The organism is Falsihalocynthiibacter sp. CO-5D18 (assembly GCF_041205445.1).
GTDB lineage: Bacteria > Pseudomonadota > Alphaproteobacteria > Rhodobacterales > Rhodobacteraceae > Falsihalocynthiibacter > Falsihalocynthiibacter arcticus.
Map to the genome: position 1 here is coordinate 177,591 of NZ_JBGFCF010000004.1, position 20,112 is coordinate 197,702.

General features: G+C 53.1%; 22 protein-coding genes. 13 read left to right on the forward strand and 9 right to left on the reverse strand.

Annotated features, from left to right (window positions below; all coding sequences use genetic code 11):
* Positions 1-53: 53 nt before the first annotated feature.
* The 3 genes from carB (at position 54) to AB9F27_RS07365 (ending at position 5,233) form a co-directional block, all read left to right on the forward strand.
* Complete coding sequence (carB, locus tag AB9F27_RS07355; RefSeq protein ID WP_335586109.1) at positions 54-3,323, forward strand: carbamoyl-phosphate synthase large subunit; 3,270 nt, start codon at positions 54-56, stop codon at positions 3,321-3,323.
* 117 nt (positions 3,324-3,440) lie between these two features.
* Positions 3,441-4,562, forward strand: a complete 1,122-nt coding sequence (locus AB9F27_RS07360; RefSeq protein ID WP_335586108.1) for a beta-ketoacyl-ACP synthase III — start codon at positions 3,441-3,443, stop codon at positions 4,560-4,562.
* Between the two features lie 59 nt (positions 4,563-4,621).
* Positions 4,622-5,233: a thymidine kinase gene (locus AB9F27_RS07365; protein ID WP_335586107.1), complete on the forward strand. Its 612-nt coding sequence runs from the start codon at positions 4,622-4,624 to the stop codon at positions 5,231-5,233.
* On the opposite strand, the gene AB9F27_RS07370 is transcribed toward AB9F27_RS07365, so the two are convergent.
* The 5 genes from AB9F27_RS07370 to AB9F27_RS07390 form a co-directional block, all read right to left on the reverse strand.
* Complete coding sequence (locus AB9F27_RS07370; RefSeq protein ID WP_335586106.1) at positions 5,230-6,186, reverse strand: D-glycerate dehydrogenase; 957 nt, start codon at positions 6,184-6,186, stop codon at positions 5,230-5,232. The genes AB9F27_RS07365 and AB9F27_RS07370 overlap by 4 nt on opposite strands.
* Positions 6,187-6,199: 13 nt before the next feature.
* Positions 6,200-6,541: a tRNA-binding protein gene (locus AB9F27_RS07375; protein ID WP_335586105.1), complete on the reverse strand. Its 342-nt coding sequence runs from the start codon at positions 6,539-6,541 to the stop codon at positions 6,200-6,202.
* A complete protein-coding gene (proC, locus tag AB9F27_RS07380; protein WP_335586104.1) occupies positions 6,538-7,344 on the reverse strand; it encodes a pyrroline-5-carboxylate reductase in 807 nt (268 codons plus the stop codon). The genes AB9F27_RS07375 and proC overlap by 4 nt, the downstream gene beginning before the upstream one ends.
* A gap of 32 nt (positions 7,345-7,376) precedes the next feature.
* Positions 7,377-7,880: a YbjN domain-containing protein gene (locus tag AB9F27_RS07385; RefSeq protein WP_335586103.1), complete on the reverse strand. Its 504-nt coding sequence runs from the start codon at positions 7,878-7,880 to the stop codon at positions 7,377-7,379.
* 308 nt (positions 7,881-8,188) lie between these two features.
* Complete coding sequence (locus AB9F27_RS07390) at positions 8,189-8,479, reverse strand: accessory factor UbiK family protein (RefSeq protein ID WP_335586102.1); 291 nt, start codon at positions 8,477-8,479, stop codon at positions 8,189-8,191.
* 102 nt (positions 8,480-8,581) lie between these two features.
* Between AB9F27_RS07390 and lgt the strand changes: the two genes are divergently transcribed.
* The 5 genes from lgt (at position 8,582) to AB9F27_RS07415 (ending at position 12,902) form a co-directional block, all read left to right on the forward strand.
* The gene (gene lgt, locus AB9F27_RS07395; protein WP_335586101.1) at positions 8,582-9,496 is read left to right on the forward strand and encodes a prolipoprotein diacylglyceryl transferase; all 915 of its coding nucleotides are present in this window, start codon (positions 8,582-8,584) and stop codon (positions 9,494-9,496) included.
* Positions 9,489-10,553, forward strand: a complete 1,065-nt coding sequence (locus AB9F27_RS07400; RefSeq protein ID WP_335586100.1) for an SAM-dependent methyltransferase — start codon at positions 9,489-9,491, stop codon at positions 10,551-10,553. The genes lgt and AB9F27_RS07400 overlap by 8 nt, the downstream gene beginning before the upstream one ends.
* A gap of 12 nt (positions 10,554-10,565) precedes the next feature.
* A complete protein-coding gene (gene pgeF / locus AB9F27_RS07405; RefSeq protein ID WP_335586099.1) occupies positions 10,566-11,321 on the forward strand; it encodes a peptidoglycan editing factor PgeF in 756 nt (251 codons plus the stop codon).
* A gap of 270 nt (positions 11,322-11,591) precedes the next feature.
* The gene (locus tag AB9F27_RS07410; protein ID WP_335586097.1) at positions 11,592-11,741 is read left to right on the forward strand and encodes a hypothetical protein; all 150 of its coding nucleotides are present in this window, start codon (positions 11,592-11,594) and stop codon (positions 11,739-11,741) included.
* Between the two features lie 369 nt (positions 11,742-12,110).
* A complete protein-coding gene (locus AB9F27_RS07415; RefSeq protein ID WP_335586096.1) occupies positions 12,111-12,902 on the forward strand; it encodes a Hint domain-containing protein in 792 nt (263 codons plus the stop codon).
* On the opposite strand, the gene AB9F27_RS07420 is transcribed toward AB9F27_RS07415, so the two are convergent.
* Positions 12,899-13,399: an Lrp/AsnC family transcriptional regulator gene (locus AB9F27_RS07420; protein WP_039004382.1), complete on the reverse strand. Its 501-nt coding sequence runs from the start codon at positions 13,397-13,399 to the stop codon at positions 12,899-12,901. The genes AB9F27_RS07415 and AB9F27_RS07420 overlap by 4 nt on opposite strands.
* 236 nt (positions 13,400-13,635) lie before the next feature.
* On the opposite strand from AB9F27_RS07420, the gene trxB reads away from it, so the two are divergent.
* Together trxB and AB9F27_RS07430 are read left to right on the forward strand one after the other, a co-directional pair.
* Positions 13,636-14,574 carry a thioredoxin-disulfide reductase gene (gene trxB, locus AB9F27_RS07425; protein ID WP_335586095.1) on the forward strand — a complete coding sequence of 313 codons (939 nt, stop codon included), beginning with the start codon at positions 13,636-13,638 and terminating at the stop codon, positions 14,572-14,574.
* Positions 14,575-14,821: 247 nt separating this feature from the next.
* Positions 14,822-16,528 carry a bifunctional sulfate adenylyltransferase/adenylylsulfate kinase gene (locus AB9F27_RS07430; protein ID WP_335586094.1) on the forward strand — a complete coding sequence of 569 codons (1,707 nt, stop codon included), beginning with the start codon at positions 14,822-14,824 and terminating at the stop codon, positions 16,526-16,528.
* Between the two features lie 99 nt (positions 16,529-16,627).
* Here the strand turns inward: AB9F27_RS07430 and AB9F27_RS07435 are convergent, their stop codons facing one another.
* Positions 16,628-16,852, reverse strand: coding sequence for a DUF1150 family protein (locus AB9F27_RS07435; RefSeq protein ID WP_039004385.1), 225 nt, complete (start codon positions 16,850-16,852; stop codon positions 16,628-16,630).
* Positions 16,853-16,874: 22 nt separating this feature from the next.
* Entirely contained in the window at positions 16,875-17,288 is a 414-nt protein-coding gene (locus tag AB9F27_RS07440) for an Hsp20 family protein (RefSeq protein WP_335586093.1), read from the reverse strand.
* Between the two features lie 199 nt (positions 17,289-17,487).
* Between AB9F27_RS07440 and AB9F27_RS07445 the strand changes: the two genes are divergently transcribed.
* The 3 genes from AB9F27_RS07445 to AB9F27_RS07455 all read left to right on the forward strand — a co-directional run bounded on the left by AB9F27_RS07445 (position 17,488) and on the right by AB9F27_RS07455 (position 19,357).
* Entirely contained in the window at positions 17,488-17,709 is a 222-nt protein-coding gene (locus tag AB9F27_RS07445) for a YdcH family protein (protein ID WP_039004387.1), read from the forward strand.
* Between the two features lie 78 nt (positions 17,710-17,787).
* A complete protein-coding gene (gene purE / locus AB9F27_RS07450) occupies positions 17,788-18,276 on the forward strand; it encodes a 5-(carboxyamino)imidazole ribonucleotide mutase (protein ID WP_335586092.1) in 489 nt (162 codons plus the stop codon).
* The gene (locus AB9F27_RS07455) at positions 18,269-19,357 is read left to right on the forward strand and encodes a 5-(carboxyamino)imidazole ribonucleotide synthase (protein ID WP_335586091.1); all 1,089 of its coding nucleotides are present in this window, start codon (positions 18,269-18,271) and stop codon (positions 19,355-19,357) included. The genes purE and AB9F27_RS07455 overlap by 8 nt, the downstream gene beginning before the upstream one ends.
* On the opposite strand, the gene AB9F27_RS07460 is transcribed toward AB9F27_RS07455, so the two are convergent.
* A complete protein-coding gene (locus AB9F27_RS07460) occupies positions 19,354-20,106 on the reverse strand; it encodes an alpha/beta fold hydrolase (protein ID WP_335586114.1) in 753 nt (250 codons plus the stop codon). The two genes, AB9F27_RS07455 and AB9F27_RS07460, sit on opposite strands and share 4 nt — an antisense overlap.
* Positions 20,107-20,112: the final 6 nt, after the last annotated feature.

Below are 20,112 nucleotides of genomic sequence, written 5' to 3' on the forward strand. Positions count from 1 at the left end.
CCATGTCTATAACCCACGACAATTTGCTTGAACCTGTTGTCTGGGGGCGCACCATGCCAAAAAGAACCGATATCAAATCCATCATGATCATTGGAGCGGGGCCTATCGTTATTGGGCAAGCCTGCGAATTTGACTACTCTGGTGCACAGGCGTGTAAAGCGCTGCGCGAAGAGGGCTATCGCGTCATCCTTGTGAACTCAAATCCAGCGACGATCATGACCGATCCGACCCTCGCGGATGCCACATATATTGAACCTATCACCCCCGAAATTGTTGCCAAAATCATCGAAAAAGAGCGCCCCGATGCGCTCCTGCCTACAATGGGCGGTCAAACGGGCCTCAACACCTCGCTCGCGCTTGAGGAAATGGGCGTTCTAAAGAAATTCAACGTCGAAATGATCGGAGCCAAACGTGAGGCCATCGAAATGGCCGAGGATCGCAAATTGTTCCGCGAAGCCATGGATCGTTTGGGTATTGAAAACCCACGCGCGACCATTGTGACCGCGCCAAAGCTACCCAACGGCAAAGCCGACCTCAACGAAGGCGTGCGCATCGCGCTTGAGAGCCTCGAAGACATTGGCCTTCCCGCCATCATCCGCCCCGCATTTACCCTTGGTGGTACAGGCGGCGGCGTAGCGTACAACCGTGAAGATTTTGAACATTTCTGCCGTACCGGCATGGACGCCTCGCCCGTGAACCAAATCCTCGTGGATGAGTCGCTTCTGGGTTGGAAAGAGTTTGAGATGGAAGTTGTGCGCGACACCGCCGACAACGCCATCATCGTTTGCGCCATTGAGAACGTCGACCCAATGGGGGTGCACACAGGTGATTCCATCACTGTGGCCCCTGCCCTCACGTTGACGGACAAAGAATACCAAATAATGCGGACGCACTCGATCAACGTTCTGCGCGAAATCGGCGTGGAAACGGGCGGCTCGAACGTTCAGTGGGCTGTAAACCCCGCCGACGGTCGTATGGTCGTGATCGAGATGAACCCCCGCGTGTCGCGCTCCTCCGCCCTTGCCTCCAAAGCAACAGGTTTCCCGATCGCGAAGATCGCGGCCAAACTTGCCGTGGGCTTCACATTGGATGAACTCGACAACGACATCACCGGCGTGACCCCTGCGAGTTTTGAGCCAACGATCGACTATGTTGTCACAAAAATCCCGCGCTTCGCCTTTGAAAAATTCCCCGGTGCTGAACCTTACCTGACCACTGCGATGAAATCCGTCGGCGAGGTTATGGCCGTGGGTCGTACCATCCACGAAAGCTTGCAAAAAGCGCTCGCGAGCATGGAAAATGACCTCACTGGATTTGATGAAATCATCATCGAGGGCGCCCCCGAAAAATCAGCTGTCATCAAAGCAATCGGCAAGCAAACGCCAGACCGTATGCGGACGATCGCACAAGCCATGCGCCACGGCCTGTCAGATGAAGAAATCCACGAAATCACAATGTTTGATCCGTGGTTCCTCGCACGGATCCGCGAAATCGTGGATGTCGAAGCAGAGGTGCGCGCTGGCGGCTTGCCCGTCACCGAGAAGGGCTTGCGCCGCCTGAAAATGATGGGCTTCACGGATGCACGCCTCGCGACTCTTACGGGCCGCGATGAAGCAAATGTTCGCCGCGCACGGATTAACTTGGGTGTAACGGCTGTTTTCAAACGCATCGACACCTGTGCCGCCGAATTTGAAGCACAGACCCCTTATATGTACTCCACCTACGAAGCGCCCGCGATGGGCGACGTCGAGTGCGAAGCGCGTCCAAGTGACAAGAAAAAAGTCGTCATTCTCGGCGGTGGTCCCAACCGGATCGGCCAAGGAATCGAGTTCGATTATTGCTGTTGTCATGCCTGTTATGCCCTTACCGAACAGGGCTACGAGACGATCATGATCAACTGTAATCCTGAAACAGTTTCAACAGATTACGACACTTCGGATCGCCTGTATTTTGAGCCTTTGACGTTTGAACACGTGATGGAAATCCTGCGGGTTGAGCAGGAGAACGGCACCCTGCATGGCGTGATCGTGCAATTTGGTGGCCAGACTCCGCTCAAGCTTGCCAACGCCCTTGAAGCCGAAGGGATCCCTATTCTGGGAACCTCACCTGATGCCATCGACCTCGCCGAGGATCGCGAACGTTTCCAAGCGCTTGTGAACCGTCTTGGCCTACTGCAACCCAATAATGGCATTGCCTCGACGGATGCAGAGGCGATTATGATCGCGGCTAAAATCGGCTTTCCATTGGTCATTCGCCCCTCCTATGTTTTGGGCGGCCGGGCCATGGAAATCGTGCGGGATATGGCGCAACTTGAGCGGTATATATCGGAAGCGGTGGTTGTGTCCGGTGACAGCCCCGTCCTGCTCGACAGCTATCTTTCGGGCGCGATTGAAATCGATGTCGATGCGATTTGCGATGGAACCGATGTTCATATCGCGGGTATCATGCAGCACATCGAAGAAGCTGGGGTACACTCTGGCGACAGCGCGTGCTCGCTCCCCCCCTACTCGCTCTCCAAAGAAACAATGGCGACCCTCGCGGTGCAAACACGCCAATTGGCGCTTGCGCTGAACGTTGTTGGCTTGATGAACATTCAGTTCGCCGAAAAAGACGGGGACATCTACTTGATCGAAGTAAATCCCCGTGCCTCGCGCACGGTGCCCTTCGTGGCCAAGGCCGTGAACAGCCCAATCGCCGCAATCGCCGCGCGTGTTATGGCAGGCGAGAAGCTGTCAGCGTTTGACTTAGTTGATCCAAACATCAAAACCTTCGCCGTAAAAGAAGCTGTTCTTCCATTCGCGCGGTTCCCGGGTGTCGATACGATCCTTGGACCAGAAATGCGCTCGACTGGCGAAGTTATGGGCTCGGACGCTAGTTTCCACCGCGCGTTCCTTAAGGCGCAAATGGGCGCAGGCGTTGAATTGCCAACCGAAGGTCGCGTGTTCCTTTCGATCAAAGACATGGACAAAACCAACATGATGCTGGAGGCCTGCGTGGCCCTCGTCGAAATGGGTTTTGAAATTGTCGCAACCCGTGGCACGGGCGCTTGGTTGGCGGAAAACAACGTCCCGTTTGAGCTGACGAACAAAGTCTACGAAGGCCGTCCCAACATTGTGGACAGCATGAAAGACGGCGAAATCTCTCTGGTCATGAACACCACCGAAGGCACGCAAGCGGTTGAAGACTCTCGTGAAATTCGATCAGTGGCGCTCTATGACAAAATCCCCTATTTCACCACAGCCGCAGCCGCCCATGCTGTGACATTTGCGATGCAAAGCCGCCGCGACGGGGAACTTGAAGTGCGTTCCTTGCAAGAGCGATAAGCCGTTTTCGCCATTGAACATCTGAGCCCGCAAGGGCTCGGATGTGTGGCGGCCCTCGCGGCCCCTTGACCACTGGCGCAAAATCCAGCCTACTCTCTTTGTAAATAAGGGGCCGTTATGTATAATGTTGCGATTACAGGAACGGGTGTTTTCACCCCTGAAAACGTCATAACAAACGATGAATTGGTCGTTGCGTTTAACGCTTACGTCGACCTATTCAATGCTGAAAACGCCGCGCAAATCGAAGCGGGGACCCTCAAAGCCAAATCACATTCAAGCAGCGAGTTCATCGTCAGGGCCTCGGGAATTGAAAACCGTTTTGTCATGGATAAAACGGGCGTTTTGGACCCCAAAATTCTGCACCCCACGCTTCGTCAGCGCTCCGACGAGGAGCCCGCAATCATGGCGGAAATGGCGGTTGATGCTTGTAAAAAAGCACTCGCTCAAGCGGGGAAAACGGCGGCGGACGTAGATGCCGTTATTTGTGCCGCGTCAAATATGGAACGCGCCTATCCCGCAATTGCCGTTGAAATTCAAGACCTTCTTGGAATTCAGGGCTTTGGTTTTGATATGAATGTCGCCTGCTCCAGCGCGACCTTCGGCATTCAAGCAGCGGCAGATATGATCCGCTCTGGCTCGGCCCGCGCGATCCTTGTTGTAAATCCTGAAATCTGTTCAGGTCACCTTGAGTGGCGGGACCGCGATTGTCATTTCATTTTTGGCGACGTTGCAACGGCAACATTATTAGAGCGCGAAGAATTGGCAACGGGGCCGCATTTCAAAATCCTCTCGACGCGCTGCGCCACTCAATTCTCCAATAATATTCGGAATAATAATGGCTTTTTGCGCCGTTCCCGCCCTGATGGCGTTGCGGATCGGCGCGACATGCAGTTCATGCAAAACGGGCGGAAAGTGTTTAAGGAAGTTCTGCCGATGGTCTCCGAACATATGTCGACCCACCTAGCGGACAAAAATATCGACGTTAGCGACCTAAAGCGTATGTGGCTGCATCAGGCCAACAAAGCCATGTTTGATTTCATTGGCAAAAAGGTGCTTGGGCGTACCCCCGAAGCAAGTGAGCAGCCAAATATTCTGCAAGACTATGCAAACACGTCTTCGGCGGGGTCGATCATTGCTTTTAGCCAAAACTCAGACGACTTGGCGGTCGGCGACAAGGGCATAATCTGCTCGTTTGGCGCGGGATATTCCGTGGGATCCGTCATTTTGGAACGCGCTTAAATCGCATTTTCAACGGTCTAATACTTGATCCTAATCGGGCGGCAATATAGTTTCCGCCCATGGCAAAACTCTATTTTCACTTTTCCACCATGAACGCTGGGAAATCGACGATCCTGCTGCAGGCTGCGCATAATTATCGCGAGCGCGGCATGGACACCTATCTGCTGACTGCGCGGTTTGACAAGCGCGCGGGCGAAGGGCGCATTGCCTCGCGAATTGGCATTGGTGAAGATGCGGATACGTTTGAGACAGGCGAAGATCTCTTTGCGAAAATTCAAGCGCGTATGCTAAGCGACCCCTGTGCCTGTGTGTTTATCGACGAGTCGCAATTCCTAGAGAAAGAACAAGTCTGGCAATTGGCCCGTGCCGTTGATGACTTGCGAATTCCGATTATGTGTTACGGTCTGCGTGTCGATTTTCAAGGCGAACTGTTCCCCGGATCGGCGGCGCTCTTGGCTCTCGCGGACGAAATGCGCGAAGCACGTACCATCTGTTATTGCGGTAAAAAGGCAACCATGGTTATCCGCCAAGATGATCAGGGGAATGTGCTCAAGGAAGGCGCCCAAGTTCAGATCGGCGGCAACGAAACCTACGTGTCCCTATGCCGCCGTCACTGGCGCGCGGCCATGGGCGAAGACATCTCGCGAAAACACGTGAAATCAGTCGCTTAAACCTTGTTTGGCGGAGCGTTTCCGTCGGCGACCGCGCATAGGTTTTCTAACGCCATCATACCCATTGCCTCGCGAACTTCCAAAGCGGCGGTCCCTAAATGCGGCAAGAGCGTCGCGTTATCGAGCGCCCTCAGAGCTTCTGGCACAAAAGGTTCCTGTTCATAAACATCGAGCCCAGCCCCCGCGATTTCGCCATTTTGAAGGGCCGCAATAAGGGCCGCCTCATCTACAACATCGCCACGCGAAATATTCACGAAAATGGCCGAGGACTTCATCGCCGCAAAGATGTTCTTATCAATAAAATGATACGTTTCCGGTGACCCTGGAACCGCCGTGATCACGAAATCTGCACCGGAAACCGCCTCTTCAATCGTTGGCTTTTGAACGGCTGGGAGGCCGATATTATCTACGAACGATCGATTGAAAAACACGACATCCATCTCAAAACCAAAGTGGCAGCGACGGGCGATAGCTTTGCCAATCCGCCCCATCCCAAGAATTGCCACGGTTTTTCCCGTCACATGGGTTCCCAGATTTTGGACTGGTCCCCAGCCTTGCCATTTGCCCGCGCGCACCATCCGCTCGCCCTCGCCTGCACGGCGTGCCGCCATCAAAAGTAGGGTCATAGCGATGTCTGCAGTCGCGTCGGTGACCGCCCCGGGGGTGTTGCTCACCAAAACGCCGACCTTGGCCGCCGCACCCACATCGATGTGGTTATAACCCACACCGAAATTCGCGAGGATTTTGCACCGCGGCGCAGGAGTGAGCGCAAAGCAATCGGCCGAAAACGCGTCTCCTAATGTCGGCAAAATCCCGTCGTAATCACTGAGCGCCTGTGCGGCCTCGGCCACGGTCATTGGGACGTCCGCCTCGCGCAATGTGACGTCAAATCGCGCTTTTGCAGCGTCAAGAACGCGGTCAGCTAGTGTTCGGGTAATCAGGATTTTTTGCATGAAGCCTCAGCGTTTAGTGCATTCTAGCCCCATTCGGAACGGTAATTTCCGGCCGAATAAGGACAATATCGTCATTCTCGTCACCTAGACCCAGCACCAGTACCTCCGACATAAATTTGCCAACTTGACGGGGCGGAAAATTGACAACGGCTAGGACTTGGGTGTCGACCAATTTTTCGGGCGTGTAGTGCTTAGTGATTTGGGCGGAGGTTTTCTTAATGCCAATGTCGCCGCCAAAATCGATCCAAAGCTTGATCGCTGGTTTGCGGGCCTCGGGATATGGTTCGGCCCGCACCACTGTCCCTTTGCGGATATCCACCTTTAGGAAGGCGTCAAAGTCGATTACCTCGCTCATTTGGCCAACTCACGGGACCGCTCTGTCGCGGCTTTTACGGCGCGCTGCAACAGAGGCGGAAAACCTGTTTCTGGGTCCATCAAAACCGCAAGGGCCGCCGCAGTGGTTCCCGCGGGGCTCGTGACATTGATCCGCAACTGTGTTGGATCTTCGTCGGCCATTTCCGCCAGATGACCCGCGCCACCGACTGTTGCCTTAGCCAGTTGCATGGCCAGATCGGCGGGTAAACCTTGCGCTTCTCCGGCTGCGGCCAGTGTTTCGATCAAGTGGAAAACATAAGCAGGACCAGACCCCGAAACAGCTGTCACCGCATCCAATTGCCCTTCGTTTTCCAGGCGCACCACCTGCCCGACCGCAGACAAGAGAGTCTCGGCCTGTTGCATTTGCGCTTGGCTGGTATGATCGTTGCCAAAAATCGCCGTGATCCCGTGCGATATGGCGGCGGGTGTATTGGGCACGGAGCGGATCACTGGTGTATTTGCGCCCAGCGCCGCCTCAAAACTCTTGATTGGGCGTCCCGCCACAACCGACAAAAACAGTGTCTCGCCATTGCCGTGCGGTGTTAAAATTGGCAAAGCTTCGTCCATCATTTGCGGCTTAACGGCCACAATTACGATTGCAGGATTTGCGGGCAAATCTTCGTTGAGGTGAACGCCGAGGGATTTCAGCCAATCCGACGGAAACGGATCAAGAATCCAGACCGACGTTGCGGGAAGACCTTTTGCGATCCAGCCTGCCAACATAGCAGACCCCATTTTACCACAGCCCAAAAGGACAAGTCCGCGCGCTTTAATATCTTCCATTCGCTCAATTCCCTAATTTGATTTAGCGAAGGTTATGCGCGACCGTAGGCCTCTGCAATGGCAACTTGTAGCGCATCTTCGGGGGATTGATCGCCCCAGTTCGACAATTGGAACGCGGGATAATACCGCTCAGAGGAGCTAACCGCCGCATTGATCAACGTGTTGATCTGTTCTGGCCCCGCCTGCTGGCCGCCAGTCAGCACCAATCCATAGCGATAGACCATCAAGCGTTGTTCGTGCCAATATGTAAACGCCCCCGTCCAACACGCGTCATTCACAAGGTTGAGCGTTTCGAACAGTTTCGGCAACTTATCAGCAGGAGGCTCCATCTCAAACGTACAAATCAAGCGCAATGTTTCGTCTTGCGCAGACCACGCGAGCGTTATCGAATACGTCCGCCATTGTCCTTCAACCGCCATCGCGATCTGATCATCCGCAACCCGTTCGAACTCCCATGCATGATGCTGGGCCAGCGATTCAACCATATCAATCGGGTGCGCATCGTCTTCTAGATAAAATTGTTCAGATAGGGACATGCTCGGCCTCAGATGTTGTTTCTTGTAGAAAGACCCACAAGAACTTAGGGGATCACACCAATTAAAGGCAGATCGTCGATTGAATACACAAAATATGGTGTGGGATACAAAGCGACCTGTAAAGCAATATTTAACCCCAACTCCCAATAAGTTGTGGATAAGCCGTCAAATTAGAGAAAATTGCGCTACATCTAGGGGGCGCGTGGCTTTCTGAAGCCCCAAGTCGCGCACGACCCAACCACAGATTTGGCCTAAAAATGTAAAAAGGGCGCTAAATGCGCCCTAAATTTCGAATCTCTAAAGGTATATTACACCTTTTTGGGCGCGGCCTTCTTGGCAGGTGCCTTCTTGGCAGGTGCAGGGTTTGCTTCCAACGCATCAAGACGGACTTTCAACACTTCGTTTTCTTCACGCGCCTTTTGCGCCATCGCGCGCACCGCATCAAATTCATCGCGGGACACAAAATCGCGGTCCGCCATCCAACGATCCACAAACCCCTTCATTGCGGTCTCGGCTTCGCTTTTCGCGCCCTGCGCAACTCCGGCGGCATTGCTCATGAGTTGCGAAATATCGTCTAGGATCTTGTTTCGGGTTTGCATAACGCACTCCAACGTCGAAGGATGTATAACATCTAGTATATGGGGTTTATTCAGAACAATCGCAACCTTGACTTGCCTGTTTTTTCTGAGGCAGATAGGCGCATGATAGCGTCCCTCCCCTTCCCCGAAATTTCGCCCGAAATTTTCACCCTAAATCTTGGTGGTTTCAGCTTTGCCCTGCGCTGGTACGCCCTTGCATATATTGTGGGGATTCTCATTGCATGGCGACTCGTGGTTGCGGCCCTGCGTCGCCCGACGCTTTGGCCGGACAACACCCCCATAATGGAGCCTGCGCGGGTTGAAGATTTGTTAACGTGGTCGATCCTGGGCGTCGTCCTTGGGGGCCGCTTGGGGTATGTATTCTTTTACGCCAGCGACTATTACTTCAGCCACCCCAGCGAAATCCTGTTCGTATGGCAAGGTGGAATGTCCTTTCACGGAGGCTTTCTTGGCGTGGTGGTTGCCGCATGGATTTACGCCACCCGCAACGGCATCGCGCGTTTAAGTCTTGGCGACGTTATCGCCATGTCCGCGCCTGTTGGTCTCCTCCTTGGGCGTCTCGCGAATTTCATTAACGCGGAACTTTGGGGCCATCCCAGTGATGTGCCTTGGGCCGTTATTTTCCCGGGCACAGACGCACAGTACTGCCTTGGCCCAGCCGGATTGGTGGGCGATGGGCTTTGCGCACGCCACCCAAGCCAGCTTTATGAAGCGGGTCTAGAGGGGCTTTTGCTCGGTTCTATCCTGATCTTTCTGGTTTTCAAGCGCGACTGGCTCAAAATACCGGGGCAAACGATGGGCCTTTTCTTTGCAGGCTACGGCACGGCGCGGTTCTTTGTAGAATTCTTTCGTCAGGCAGACGCAATCTATATCACGCCCGACAATCCACTTGGATATGCTGTGCGCTTTGGTGACTGGGGCGTATCAAAAGGGCAGCTACTTTCCCTGCCCATGATCGCTGTCGGATTGGGATTCATCTTTTGGGCACGCCACCATGCTAAGAAAAAATATGTCTGATCTATCCCAACACCTTAAAGCCCGGATCGCCGCTGACGGCCCCCTCACGGTTGCCGATTATATGGCCGAATGTTTGCTGCACCCAACCCAAGGGTATTACACAACACGCGACCCTTTGGGCGAAGCAGGAGACTTCACCACCTCGCCAGAAATCAGCCAAATGTTCGGGGAAATGATCGGTCTTTGCCTCGCTCAAACTTGGATGTCACAAGGTGAGCCAGATCAAATACTTCTCGCAGAGCTTGGCCCCGGACGTGGGACGCTGATGAACGATATCCTGCGATCAACCAAATCCATAGACGGGTTTCATTCCGCCCTGAAAATCCATTTGATTGAGGCCTCCGAACCGCTGCGCGCGCGTCAAGCGGATGCCTTGGCGGAGTATGACGTGACGTGGCACCGTCAGGTCACCTCCCTCCCCGACCGACCCTTATATTTAGTCGCAAACGAGTTTTTCGATGCGCTACCAATCCGCCAATTCATCCGCTCCAAGGGCGCTACATGGTGCGAACGCCGGATCGGCTGGCAGGATGAAACCCTGCGCTTTGGCCTGAATGACCCGCAAGAAATCGAATCCCTCGCGGGGCGTCTCGCAGACACCAAAACCGGAGATATGGTGGAAATTTGCGCCGCAGCCACGTCGATCACCCAAGAGATTGCCACACGCATTTCGGCTTATGGCGGTGCAGCCCTGTTCATCGACTATGGTGATTGGCGCAGCCTTGGCGACACATTCCAAGCCATCAGCGCGCATGAAAAAGTGTCGCCCCTCACGACACCCGGACAAGCGGACTTGACCGCACATGTCGATTTTGAGGCGCTAAGCGAAGCGGCAAAGGGATGCACGGTTTCGAAAATGATCCCGCAAGGCGTGTTTTTGGAACGGCTCGGCATTACGCCCCGCGCGCGCAAACTTGCCCTAAATCTCGCGGGGCCCGCCCTTACCAGCCATGTTGCTGCACATCGGCGCTTGACCCACCCCAAAGAAATGGGGAACCTCTTCAAAGTGCTCTCTCTCACCCCTCGCGGACAGGCGGCACCTCCTGGACTTGAGTAAAGCGAACTAGCCATGACCCTTGAAATCCTCACCGCAGATAGCCTCACGCCTTTTCGGCACGGCTTTTTTACGCGTAAAGGCGGTGCGTCGTCGGGAATTTTCTCTGGCCTCAATTGTGGATTCGGTTCCTCCGACCAAAGCGAAGCCGTCCATGTTAATCGCGATCGTGTCGCCCAAGCGATGCAAGTTGCGCCAAACCACCTTTGCGGCGTACATCAAGTCCACTCTGCAAAAGTGCATGTGGCTAAAGGACCAGATGAGCCAGCGGTCCAAGCCGATGCAATCGTTACTGCAACCCCGAACCTTGCTCTCGCAATCTTGACAGCAGACTGCCAACCTGTCCTATTCGCGGATTATTCGGCGGGAGTGATTGGTGCCGCACACGCCGGCTGGAAGGGTGCGATGAACGGTGTATTAGAGGCCACTTTGGACGCCATGGAGGACCTCGGAGCGGCGCGCGAAAACACGACCTCCGTTATTGGTCCGAGCATCAGCCAAGCGGCTTACGAAGTCGGACCCGAATTTTTTGACACGTTTATACTTCAAGACGACAGCCTTAGTCGTTTCTTTAGCGGAGGCGTCGGCGATCGCATGCATTTCGACCTGCCATCTTACGGTTTGCATATTTTGCGCACGGCAGGAATCGGCTTTGCTGAATATACAAATCACTGCACTTACTCGGATTCAGAGCGATTCTATTCCTACCGACGCTCGGTCCACAAAAAAGAGGCCGACTATGGGCGCCTCATTTCCTGTATCCGGCTCTGAAAACCGAGAATCGCGCCCCATTTTTGCCGCAATAACGGAAACAATCCTGCACATAACGACCAATTGGAATATCTTTTGGCGACAAACTCCCTTGTTTTACGGGCGGAACATCGGTTTCAACAAAACCCAACCGGATTAATGCCGAATGGCGCGAGTTTTCCACAATTTGTCCCAACCTAGGGCCACTTTGCTCCGCATATTGAGGTCAGAAATTACAACGGGCGCATCGCCCACCGAGTTAAACACCGAATTAAACAAGGAGCAGACCCCATGGCTAAAGAGAACCGCTGGATGAAAGCTGTAATCGCTGAAAGTGCTAAAGCACAGCCAGCAATGCCATGGGAGCGTGGCAACCGTCGCGCCGCAATGATCGCTCGCCGCCTGCGTGCAGCAGAGGCAGTAAAACAGGTTCGCGCCTAGGTTATATCCCTAGACTGCGCGTTTTTCCCTTCGCGTAGCGACCCCTTGAGTGGATTTATTGCACTTTTTTAACCACCATGGCCTCGGCTGTGGTGGTTTTCTTTTTGCGCCGGCTCTATTTCCAACCCACACTTGAAGGCCTGCCGAATCTTGGCATTTTCAGGGTGATACCGCCGTTAAAAATTCAATTAAGGCGAAAACGTCCCGCCTTCGGAAACAATCTATGATCTTGAGGGGCATTGCGCACGCTCCGGACCTCAAATGAACCAAACCTTTGACAATAGACTGAATTTTGGACCATTTTAGGAGCATAAGAATTTCTGCAATGGTGGGGCCAATGCAGATGTAATGCACCGAAAGGACTATTACATGCACTCCCACCAACCCGTCGCCAGCCTCGCGACGAATCCACGGGACCCTAAGACCCGTGTTGCTCGTTCAAATGGGCGCCCTCTCCGCGCAATGCCTCTGATGCGGAAATACGAGGTCGCCCATCTGAACTCTTTTGGCGACGTCGAAGAGTTCTCGCAAATCGCTCCGTCCCTCCCCATTTTTGAAGATGCTTTTGCGGCTATTGCCCGTGGATCTCTTTTTTCCACCGAAGCGGGACTGACTGCTGTTGAAGATCTCCTGCCCGGTATGCGTTTGCAAACCACCGAAAACGGTTTTCAAACGCTGTTATGGATAGGCAGTACGACATTGGTTCCTGATTCCCTCGCAGGAGCGCGCGGCCAGTCGCCTGAGATGGGTTTTCTAACTCGTATTGCGGCCGATAGTTTCGGGCTCGGTCGTCCCATGCCAGATCTCATTCTTGGCCCAAAAGCGCGCCTTACGGTGCGACATCGAACCAAAGGCCAAGTTTTGGCACCTGTCGCGACCATGCAAAACGGCGAGACCGTATTTTCCGTCACTCCATTTACGCCCGTACGTGTTTACCATTTGGCTTTTGAAACACATCAAATTCTGCGGGTTAATGGGTTGGAAATCGAAAGCTATCATCCTGGAAACTCAGCCGAAATGAGCCTCAGCCGCGAAATGCTACCTTTGTTCATGGGGCTTTTCCCCCATTGCGAAACGGTCGATGATTTTGGCACCTTGTGTCTTCCCAGAATAGAGGAAGACGACGCCCTCGAACAGATTTTTGCGGGGTTTGCCGCTTAGGAAGTCTGCGCTAACCGCTGCTCCAAGACCTCGAAAGGTACGCCAGGTTCGTCCTTAGCGCCGCGGATGACCAAAGATGTTTTTACGCTCGCAACATTGCGGGCGGTCAAAAGATCGCCCGTCAGAAAAGATTGAAATGTCGACAGATCTGGCGCCGCGCACTTTAGGATGAAATCCACCTCTCCATTGAGCATGTGGCACTCTCTGACCAACGGCCAACCTTGACACAGCGCCTCAAACGCCGAGAGATCAACCTCCGCCTGTGATTGCAAACCGACCATGGCAAAAACCAAAACCTCAAAACCAAGGGCACGCGAATTCACATCCGCATGATAACCGCGAATAAAGCCCGATTCTTCGAGGGTACGCACCCGACGCAAACAAGGCGGAGCCGAAATACCGACTCGTTTCGCCAGTTCAACGTTGGTCATGCGGCCGTCAGCCTGAAGCTCAGCAAGGATTTTGCGGTCAATGGGGTCGAGCTTGGCTATCGGCATAAGTTTTCCTCTTGTTCTTTTGATTTTTGCCAAATGCACCCTAAGTACTCTTGGATTTTCGCGATTGTACTTAACATCCATCCCACACGCAATAATATTTCACAACTGCGCAACAAATGGAACTTCCAGTTCATAGCGCGACAGGTCAAACAATTCTGCGGCCAAGGGTTTCCGTGGGCCAATTGACTGTCTATATCTAGGGCAACTTTGCAATTTCTAGAAATTTGGGGGGCCAAATGGCCGAAACGCGTCACACAAAAGTTTTGATAATTGGATCTGGGCCTGCTGGGTATACTGCTGCGGTCTATGCAAGCCGTGCCATGCTTGAACCGATTCTAGTTCAGGGCATCGAACCCGGCGGCCAATTGACGACAACAACCGAAGTCGAAAACTGGCCTGGCCACACGGAAATTCAGGGGCCTGATCTCATGATTAACATGGAGGCCCATGCGCGCGCCGTGGGTACCGAGGTGATTAGCGACATAATCACCTCACTCGACACTTCCAAGCGTCCGTTTACCGCCGTTGGTGACTGCGGCACGATCTACACCGCCGATGCCGTGATCCTCGCTACCGGTGCGCGGGCCAAATGGCTTGGCCTTGAGAGTGAAGAGAAGTTTAAAGGCTTTGGCGTTTCGGCATGTGCCACCTGCGACGGATTCTTTTACCGCGGTGACGAAATTGTTGTCATAGGTGGCGGCAACACAGCTGTCGAAGAAGCGTTGTTTTTAACAAAATTCGCATCAAAAGTTACACTTGTTCACCGCCGCGACGAGCTTCGGGCGGAAAGAATTCTTATTGATCGTCTTGAAAAGAATGAGAAAATATTCCCGCTCTGGTATAACGAATTGGTCGAAGTTGTTGGCGACAACAACCCAACTGGCGTTACGGGTGTTCGGACAAAGAATGTTAAGACAGGCGAAATCACCGAGATCCCTTGCAAGGGTGTTTTTGTGGCCATCGGGCATTCGCCAAGCAACGAATTGGTGAAAGACGTCCTCGAAACCCACATGGGGGGCTATGTTGTGACCAAACCGGACTCCACCGAAACATCCATTGCAGGCATTTTCGCCGCCGGCGACTTAACGGACCATAAATACCGCCAAGCCGTGACATCGGCTGGCATGGGGTGCATGGCCGCTCTCGAAGCCGAGCGATTCCTCGCAGGCGAATAAAAACGGGGTCCGCCAGAAACCTGTCCCTCTGGCGGCCCTATCCACTTCAAAATAGAAACCATTTTTGCCCTCCACCATCCAAATTTGGAAAATTCGTCCAAAATCAACCGAATCCATGTGTTTTTGGCCTCAACTCGCAAACCTGGCCGATGCTGGCTTGAATTTCACACCTTAAACGCGTTATTTCGCGGCAATCTTCTTCGCCCATGAATGACGGGCATTTACCTTTTTGGAATTGAGTAACCCTATGCCCGTATCCAGCCTCGCCCCGATCCCAGAGCTTTTTGTCTCCTATGAATCCGCGCAGAAATTGAAACTAGAAGCCGCCGACCTTGTTTCGTGGGACCTTACACCGCGTCAAATTTGCGACCTAGAACTCTTAATGAATGGTGGATTCAATCCGCTCAAAGGTTTCTTGGGCGAGGACGACTATAATGGCGTCGTTGAAAACATGCGTCTTGCAGATGGCACGCTTTGGCCAATGCCAATCACGCTCGACGTTGGCGAAGCCTTTGCTGAAGCCCTCGAATTGGGCCAGGATATCGCCCTGCGCGACCAAGAAGGCGTTATTCTAGCAACCTTGACCGTGACAGACCGTTGGGAACCCAATAAATCCATCGAAGCCGCGAAGGTTTTCGGAGCCGATGACGATGCGCACCCTGCAGTAAATTATTTGCACAACCAAGCCGGAAAAATTTACCTCGGCGGTCCAATTACGGGCATCCAACAACCTGTGCACTATGATTTCCGCGCCCGTCGCGACACCCCAAACGAGTTGCGCGCCTATTTCCGCAAAATGGGCTGGCGTAAAGTTGTCGCGTTTCAAACGCGTAACCCGCTGCATCGTGCCCACCAAGAACTGACATTCCGTGCCGCCAAAGAAGTGCAAGCCAACTTGCTAATTCACCCTGTTGTTGGCCTCACCAAACCCGGTGACATTGACCACTTCACGCGCGTGCGGTGTTATGAAGCCGTCTTGGACCAATATCCATCGTCCACAACGTCTATGAGTCTCCTCAACCTTGCCATGCGCATGGCAGGTCCACGCGAAGCTGTTTGGCACGGATTGATCCGCAAAAACCACGGTGTAACCCACTTTATCGTTGGTCGCGACCACGCAGGCCCCGGCAAAAACAGCCAAGGCGAAGATTTCTATGGCCCCTATGAAGCGCAGGATTTATTCCGCGTGCACCAAGAGGAAATGGGCATCGAAATGGTCGATTTCAAACACATGGTCTATGTGCAAGAACGCGCCCAATACGAACCTGCGGACGAGATCGAAGAGGGCGTAACTGTTCTTAACATCTCAGGCACCGAGCTTCGCCGCCGCCTTTCGGAAGGGCTTGAAATTCCTGAATGGTTTAGCTTCCCAACCGTTGTAGAAGAATTACGCAAAACACGTCCAGCCCGCGCAAAACAAGGGTTTACCGTCTTTTTCACTGGGTTCTCTGGCTCAGGAAAATCGACCATTGCTAATGCTTTAATGGTAAAACTCATGGAGATGGGTGGCCGTCCGGTGACGCTTCTTGATGGTGATATCGTGCGCAAAAACCTCAGCTCTGAGCTTGGGTTTAGCAAAGAACACCGCGACCTAAACATCCGCCGCATCGGATATGTTGCGAGCGAAATCACCAAAAATGGTGGCATCGCCATTTGTGCGCCAATCGCGCCCTATGCAACGACCCGCCGCGCCGTACGTGAAGAAGTTGATCAATTCGGGGCCTTCATTGAAGTCCACGTCGCCACGTCGATCGAAGAATGTGAACGTCGGGATCGCAAAGGCCTGTACAAACTTGCGCGCGAAGGGAAGATCAAAGAGTTTACTGGAATTTCAGACCCCTACGACGTTCCTCTAACACCAGAACTGTCTGTGGAAACAGAGAACGTTGATGTCGATAACTGTGCGCATCAGGTCATTCTTAAACTTGAAAGCATGGGCCTAATTACAGCATAAGCTTTTATTCTAAGCAAAAAAATACCCCGGTTTTGCGACCGGGGTATTTTCCTTTATAACCTACGTGAATCGCACAAAACCTTGCGCGCATAGGACTTATTAGTGCACCGTCATCGGTACAAAATCATTTTCCAGCGCTAAGTGAAACGCAGTTTGGCGGTCATTCACCAATGCCACCTGTTCTCCATTAGCCTTATGTACCGAATAAACGCGCGTAAGCTCTGGAATTTCCAGTCGAATATCCATTGGCAGTGAGGCCACCTCAACAGGACGTACGTAAACGATCCGGCTGTCGTCATTTGGTAGTTTCATTTTCGTATTCATATCCAGCCCCAATCTCGATTGATTATTTCTTATTTATTTCAATTGTTTGCACCACAACATCAGGTACAGCGCGCGTCAGATCGATGTGCAACAAGCCATTCTCGGTTTTCGCATGTCCAACCTCCACCCCTTCCGCCAGCACAAAGCTCTTTTGGAACTGTCGTCCGGCGATTCCACGATGAAGATACACACGACCGTCGCTTTCTTCAGATTGACGCCCCCGAACCACCAGTTGTTTATTCTCAACTGTGATTGACAGATCTTTCTCATCGAATCCCGCCACAGCAAGAGATATTCGATAACTGTTTTCGCTGGTTTGTTCAATGTTGTACGGAGGATAGCCCTCATTTCCGGACTTGACTGTCCGTTCAACAAGGCGCTCAAGTTGATCAAACCCCAATAAAAATGGGTGAGACCCGAGTGTAAGTTTCGTCATCGACGCGTCCTTCTCAAAAGCGACTGTCTATTTATGGCCCCGCTTTGCGGCGACCGCTTAGGTTAAATATGGGCACGCGGGAGGTGAGTCGCAAGGGGCGTTAATTTATCGTTGTCTTTAGGTAACATATTTTTCCCCGCTGGCGGTAAAACAGGCTATTTTCAGGCAAAATCAATGCGAGTCGAAAGTTAATAAACCCATGTCGGATACTGCGAATGAAATGCCCCGAGACGACGTTCTGCGGGTAAAACTATCCGTTTTGACTCAGGAGCACCGCGACCTAGATCTTGCGATTCATGCGTTGGAGGAGTCTCGTTTGGCCGATCAGCTGCAACTTCGGCGGATGAAAACCAAAAAACTGTCGCTAAAAGACCGAATTTCGGCAATCCAAGACGAGCTGACGCCCGATATCATTGCCTAGCCGCTCAGGTTAGCTATAGTGCCGCTTCCATTGCACTCGGCCCAAAAGACTGGGCCCAAACCCTGAAATGGGCATGTTATGATAGATGTTAAAGTTGGGATCATTATGGGCAGCCAAAGCGACTGGCCAACAATGAAACTCGCCGCTGAAATTCTGGACGAATTGGGCGTGCCTTATGAGACCAAAATTGTATCCGCGCACCGCACGCCGGACCGCCTTTGGGCTTACGGCAAAACAGCCGTGTCGCGCGGCCTTCAGGTTATTATTGCAGGTGCCGGTGGTGCCGCGCATTTGCCCGGAATGATGGCGAGTAAAACCCGTGTTCCTGTAGTTGGCGTGCCGATCCAGACCCGCGCACTTTCTGGTGTGGATAGCCTTTATTCCATCGTCCAAATGCCTAAGGGCTTTCCCGTCGCGACGATGGCGATTGGCGCTGCAGGGGCTGCCAATGCGGGCCTCATGGCCGCTGGGATTCTGGCCAATAATGATCCTGACCTTGCCGCGCGATTAGACCAGTGGCGCGAGGACCTCGCAGCCTCCATTCCGGAAGAACCAAGTGATGAGTGAAGCAATGCTAAAAACCGGTGCGACGATTGGAATTTTGGGCGGGGGGCAGCTTGGAAGAATGCTGTCGGTCGCCGCCTCGCGTCTGGGCTTTGCCTGTCACATTTTTGAACCTGGAGTGAACCCTCCGGCGGGCGACGTGGCAGCCAAGGTCACAACGGCCAATTACGACGATTTGGCGGCTCTCACAGCTTTTGCCAAAAGCGTAGATGTCATAACTTACGAATTTGAAAACATCCCAACCGAAGCCCTCGATCACCTCGAGTCTCTGTGCCCAATTCGCCCGGGCCGCGAGGCCCTTCGCGTCTCACAAGACAGGATCACCGAAAAGGACTTCCTTGTCGGTCTTGGTTTGAAAACAGCTCCTTACGCAGCGGTTGATACACTCGAAGCTCTGACAGATTCTCTTGCAACAATCGGCACGCCAGCCATCCTAAAAACGCGCCGTTTTGGCTATGACGGCAAGGGGCAAGCTCGGATTATGGCGCCCGTTGATGCCCCGTCGGCCTTCGCCGACATGGCGGGTGCGCCGAGCGTGCTCGAAGGCTTCATCAACTTTACGCATGAAGTCTCGGTCATTGGAGCCCGCTCGATAGATGGTCAGGTGTCCTGTTATGACCCCGGCGAGAACGTCCATCGCAACGGGATTTTACACACAACGACCGTCCCTGCCCGCCTAACATCAAGCCAACGGATGGAGGCGGTTCTACTGACAGCAAACATCCTCAATGCATTGGATTATGTTGGCGTCATGGGGGTCGAACTTTTCGTGACATCCGAAGGTTTAATCGTCAACGAGATCGCGCCACGCGTCCACAATTCGGGCCATTGGACGCAAAACGGCTGTGTGATCGACCAGTTCGAACAACACATCCGCGCGGTGGTCGGCTGGCCCCTTGGGGATGGTTCCCGCCATGCAGACGTAGAAATGCACAACCTGATTGGCACCGATATGGACCGCGTTTCAACCTTGGCCGACGAAGGGAATGCCGCGCTTCATTTGTACGGAAAAGCGGATGTAAAATCTGGCCGCAAAATGGGCCACGTTAACCGCCTCGTCCCTAAAAAAACCGCGAAACCTTAACGCAGAAAATCAGGCAGGAGGTCTTGGGTCAAAAGGAGATCCTCGACCGCCTGTGTCCACGTTAGATTGTGGTCGAATTTTCCTTCCTCAAGGAAGGTGTAAACCTGTCGAATGACCAAAGCGTTATTCATCATAAACGTATGATTTACAGGCAAAACGATATGGTCCGCCGCCCACTCGAGGCGCGTCGAGGCAACAGAGACCTTGCCATCATCGGGCCCTTCAATCAGGGCCGAGTAGATTGGATTTAGGCTTTGATCCCCCGCAATAACACCGAGCTCAAATTGCGACTTTTGAATGCGTGCGATCATATCGTCGGCTTCAGTACCCAATTGAAGCCCCGCAGGTCCATTGACCCACTCAAACGGCTCCAAGTCCCCCAAGATATCCACCAGTTCCGAACCGTGATTTGGTGGTGCAAGCATAACCACACGGCCCAAATTTTCTGGTTCGGTTTCGGCGACCCAAACACGCACCAGAATCCCGCCCATAGAGTGGGTAACAAAGTTAATTTTCTCGTCACCACAAGCTGCCACGGCGGGTGGGAAGGTTATTTCAACGAGATCCTGTACCTTCATTTTTGTTGAAGGGTAGCCTTGATTCACAACCTTATAACCCTCTGACACCAAATAATGCTCAAGGGCAAACAGGGAGTTCGATCCACGCGCCAATCCATGTAGAAAAATGACGCATTCAGCCGAGGCAGATGCGGGCACTAACAAAAAGAGGGCTACTAAAAAACGTTTCATCATTGC

Coding starts and splice junctions, on each gene's coding strand:
- AB9F27_RS07400 (WP_335586100.1), top strand. CDS start 9,489: ATGTCTGATCTATCCCAACACCTTAAAGCCCGGATCGCCGCTGACGGC.
- AB9F27_RS07370 (WP_335586106.1), bottom strand. CDS start 6,186: ATGCAAAAAATCCTGATTACCCGAACACTAGCTGACCGCGTTCTTGAC.
- AB9F27_RS07445 (WP_039004387.1), top strand. CDS start 17,488: ATGTCGGATACTGCGAATGAAATGCCCCGAGACGACGTTCTGCGGGTA.
- carB (WP_335586109.1), top strand. CDS start 54: ATGCCAAAAAGAACCGATATCAAATCCATCATGATCATTGGAGCGGGG.
- AB9F27_RS07390 (WP_335586102.1), bottom strand. CDS start 8,479: ATGCAAACCCGAAACAAGATCCTAGACGATATTTCGCAACTCATGAGC.
- AB9F27_RS07420 (WP_039004382.1), bottom strand. CDS start 13,399: ATGCCGATAGCCAAGCTCGACCCCATTGACCGCAAAATCCTTGCTGAG.
- AB9F27_RS07440 (WP_335586093.1), bottom strand. CDS start 17,288: ATGACGAAACTTACACTCGGGTCTCACCCATTTTTATTGGGGTTTGAT.
- AB9F27_RS07360 (WP_335586108.1), top strand. CDS start 3,441: ATGTATAATGTTGCGATTACAGGAACGGGTGTTTTCACCCCTGAAAAC.
- proC (WP_335586104.1), bottom strand. CDS start 7,344: ATGGAAGATATTAAAGCGCGCGGACTTGTCCTTTTGGGCTGTGGTAAA.
- trxB (WP_335586095.1), top strand. CDS start 13,636: ATGGCCGAAACGCGTCACACAAAAGTTTTGATAATTGGATCTGGGCCT.
- AB9F27_RS07375 (WP_335586105.1), bottom strand. CDS start 6,541: ATGAGCGAGGTAATCGACTTTGACGCCTTCCTAAAGGTGGATATCCGC.
- AB9F27_RS07430 (WP_335586094.1), top strand. CDS start 14,822: ATGCCCGTATCCAGCCTCGCCCCGATCCCAGAGCTTTTTGTCTCCTAT.
- purE (WP_335586092.1), top strand. CDS start 17,788: ATGATAGATGTTAAAGTTGGGATCATTATGGGCAGCCAAAGCGACTGG.
- AB9F27_RS07455 (WP_335586091.1), top strand. CDS start 18,269: ATGAGTGAAGCAATGCTAAAAACCGGTGCGACGATTGGAATTTTGGGC.
- AB9F27_RS07385 (WP_335586103.1), bottom strand. CDS start 7,880: ATGTCCCTATCTGAACAATTTTATCTAGAAGACGATGCGCACCCGATT.
- AB9F27_RS07365 (WP_335586107.1), top strand. CDS start 4,622: ATGGCAAAACTCTATTTTCACTTTTCCACCATGAACGCTGGGAAATCG.
- pgeF (WP_335586099.1), top strand. CDS start 10,566: ATGACCCTTGAAATCCTCACCGCAGATAGCCTCACGCCTTTTCGGCAC.
- AB9F27_RS07415 (WP_335586096.1), top strand. CDS start 12,111: ATGCACTCCCACCAACCCGTCGCCAGCCTCGCGACGAATCCACGGGAC.
- AB9F27_RS07410 (WP_335586097.1), top strand. CDS start 11,592: ATGGCTAAAGAGAACCGCTGGATGAAAGCTGTAATCGCTGAAAGTGCT.
- lgt (WP_335586101.1), top strand. CDS start 8,582: ATGATAGCGTCCCTCCCCTTCCCCGAAATTTCGCCCGAAATTTTCACC.
- AB9F27_RS07460 (WP_335586114.1), bottom strand. CDS start 20,106: ATGAAACGTTTTTTAGTAGCCCTCTTTTTGTTAGTGCCCGCATCTGCC.
- AB9F27_RS07435 (WP_039004385.1), bottom strand. CDS start 16,852: ATGAATACGAAAATGAAACTACCAAATGACGACAGCCGGATCGTTTAC.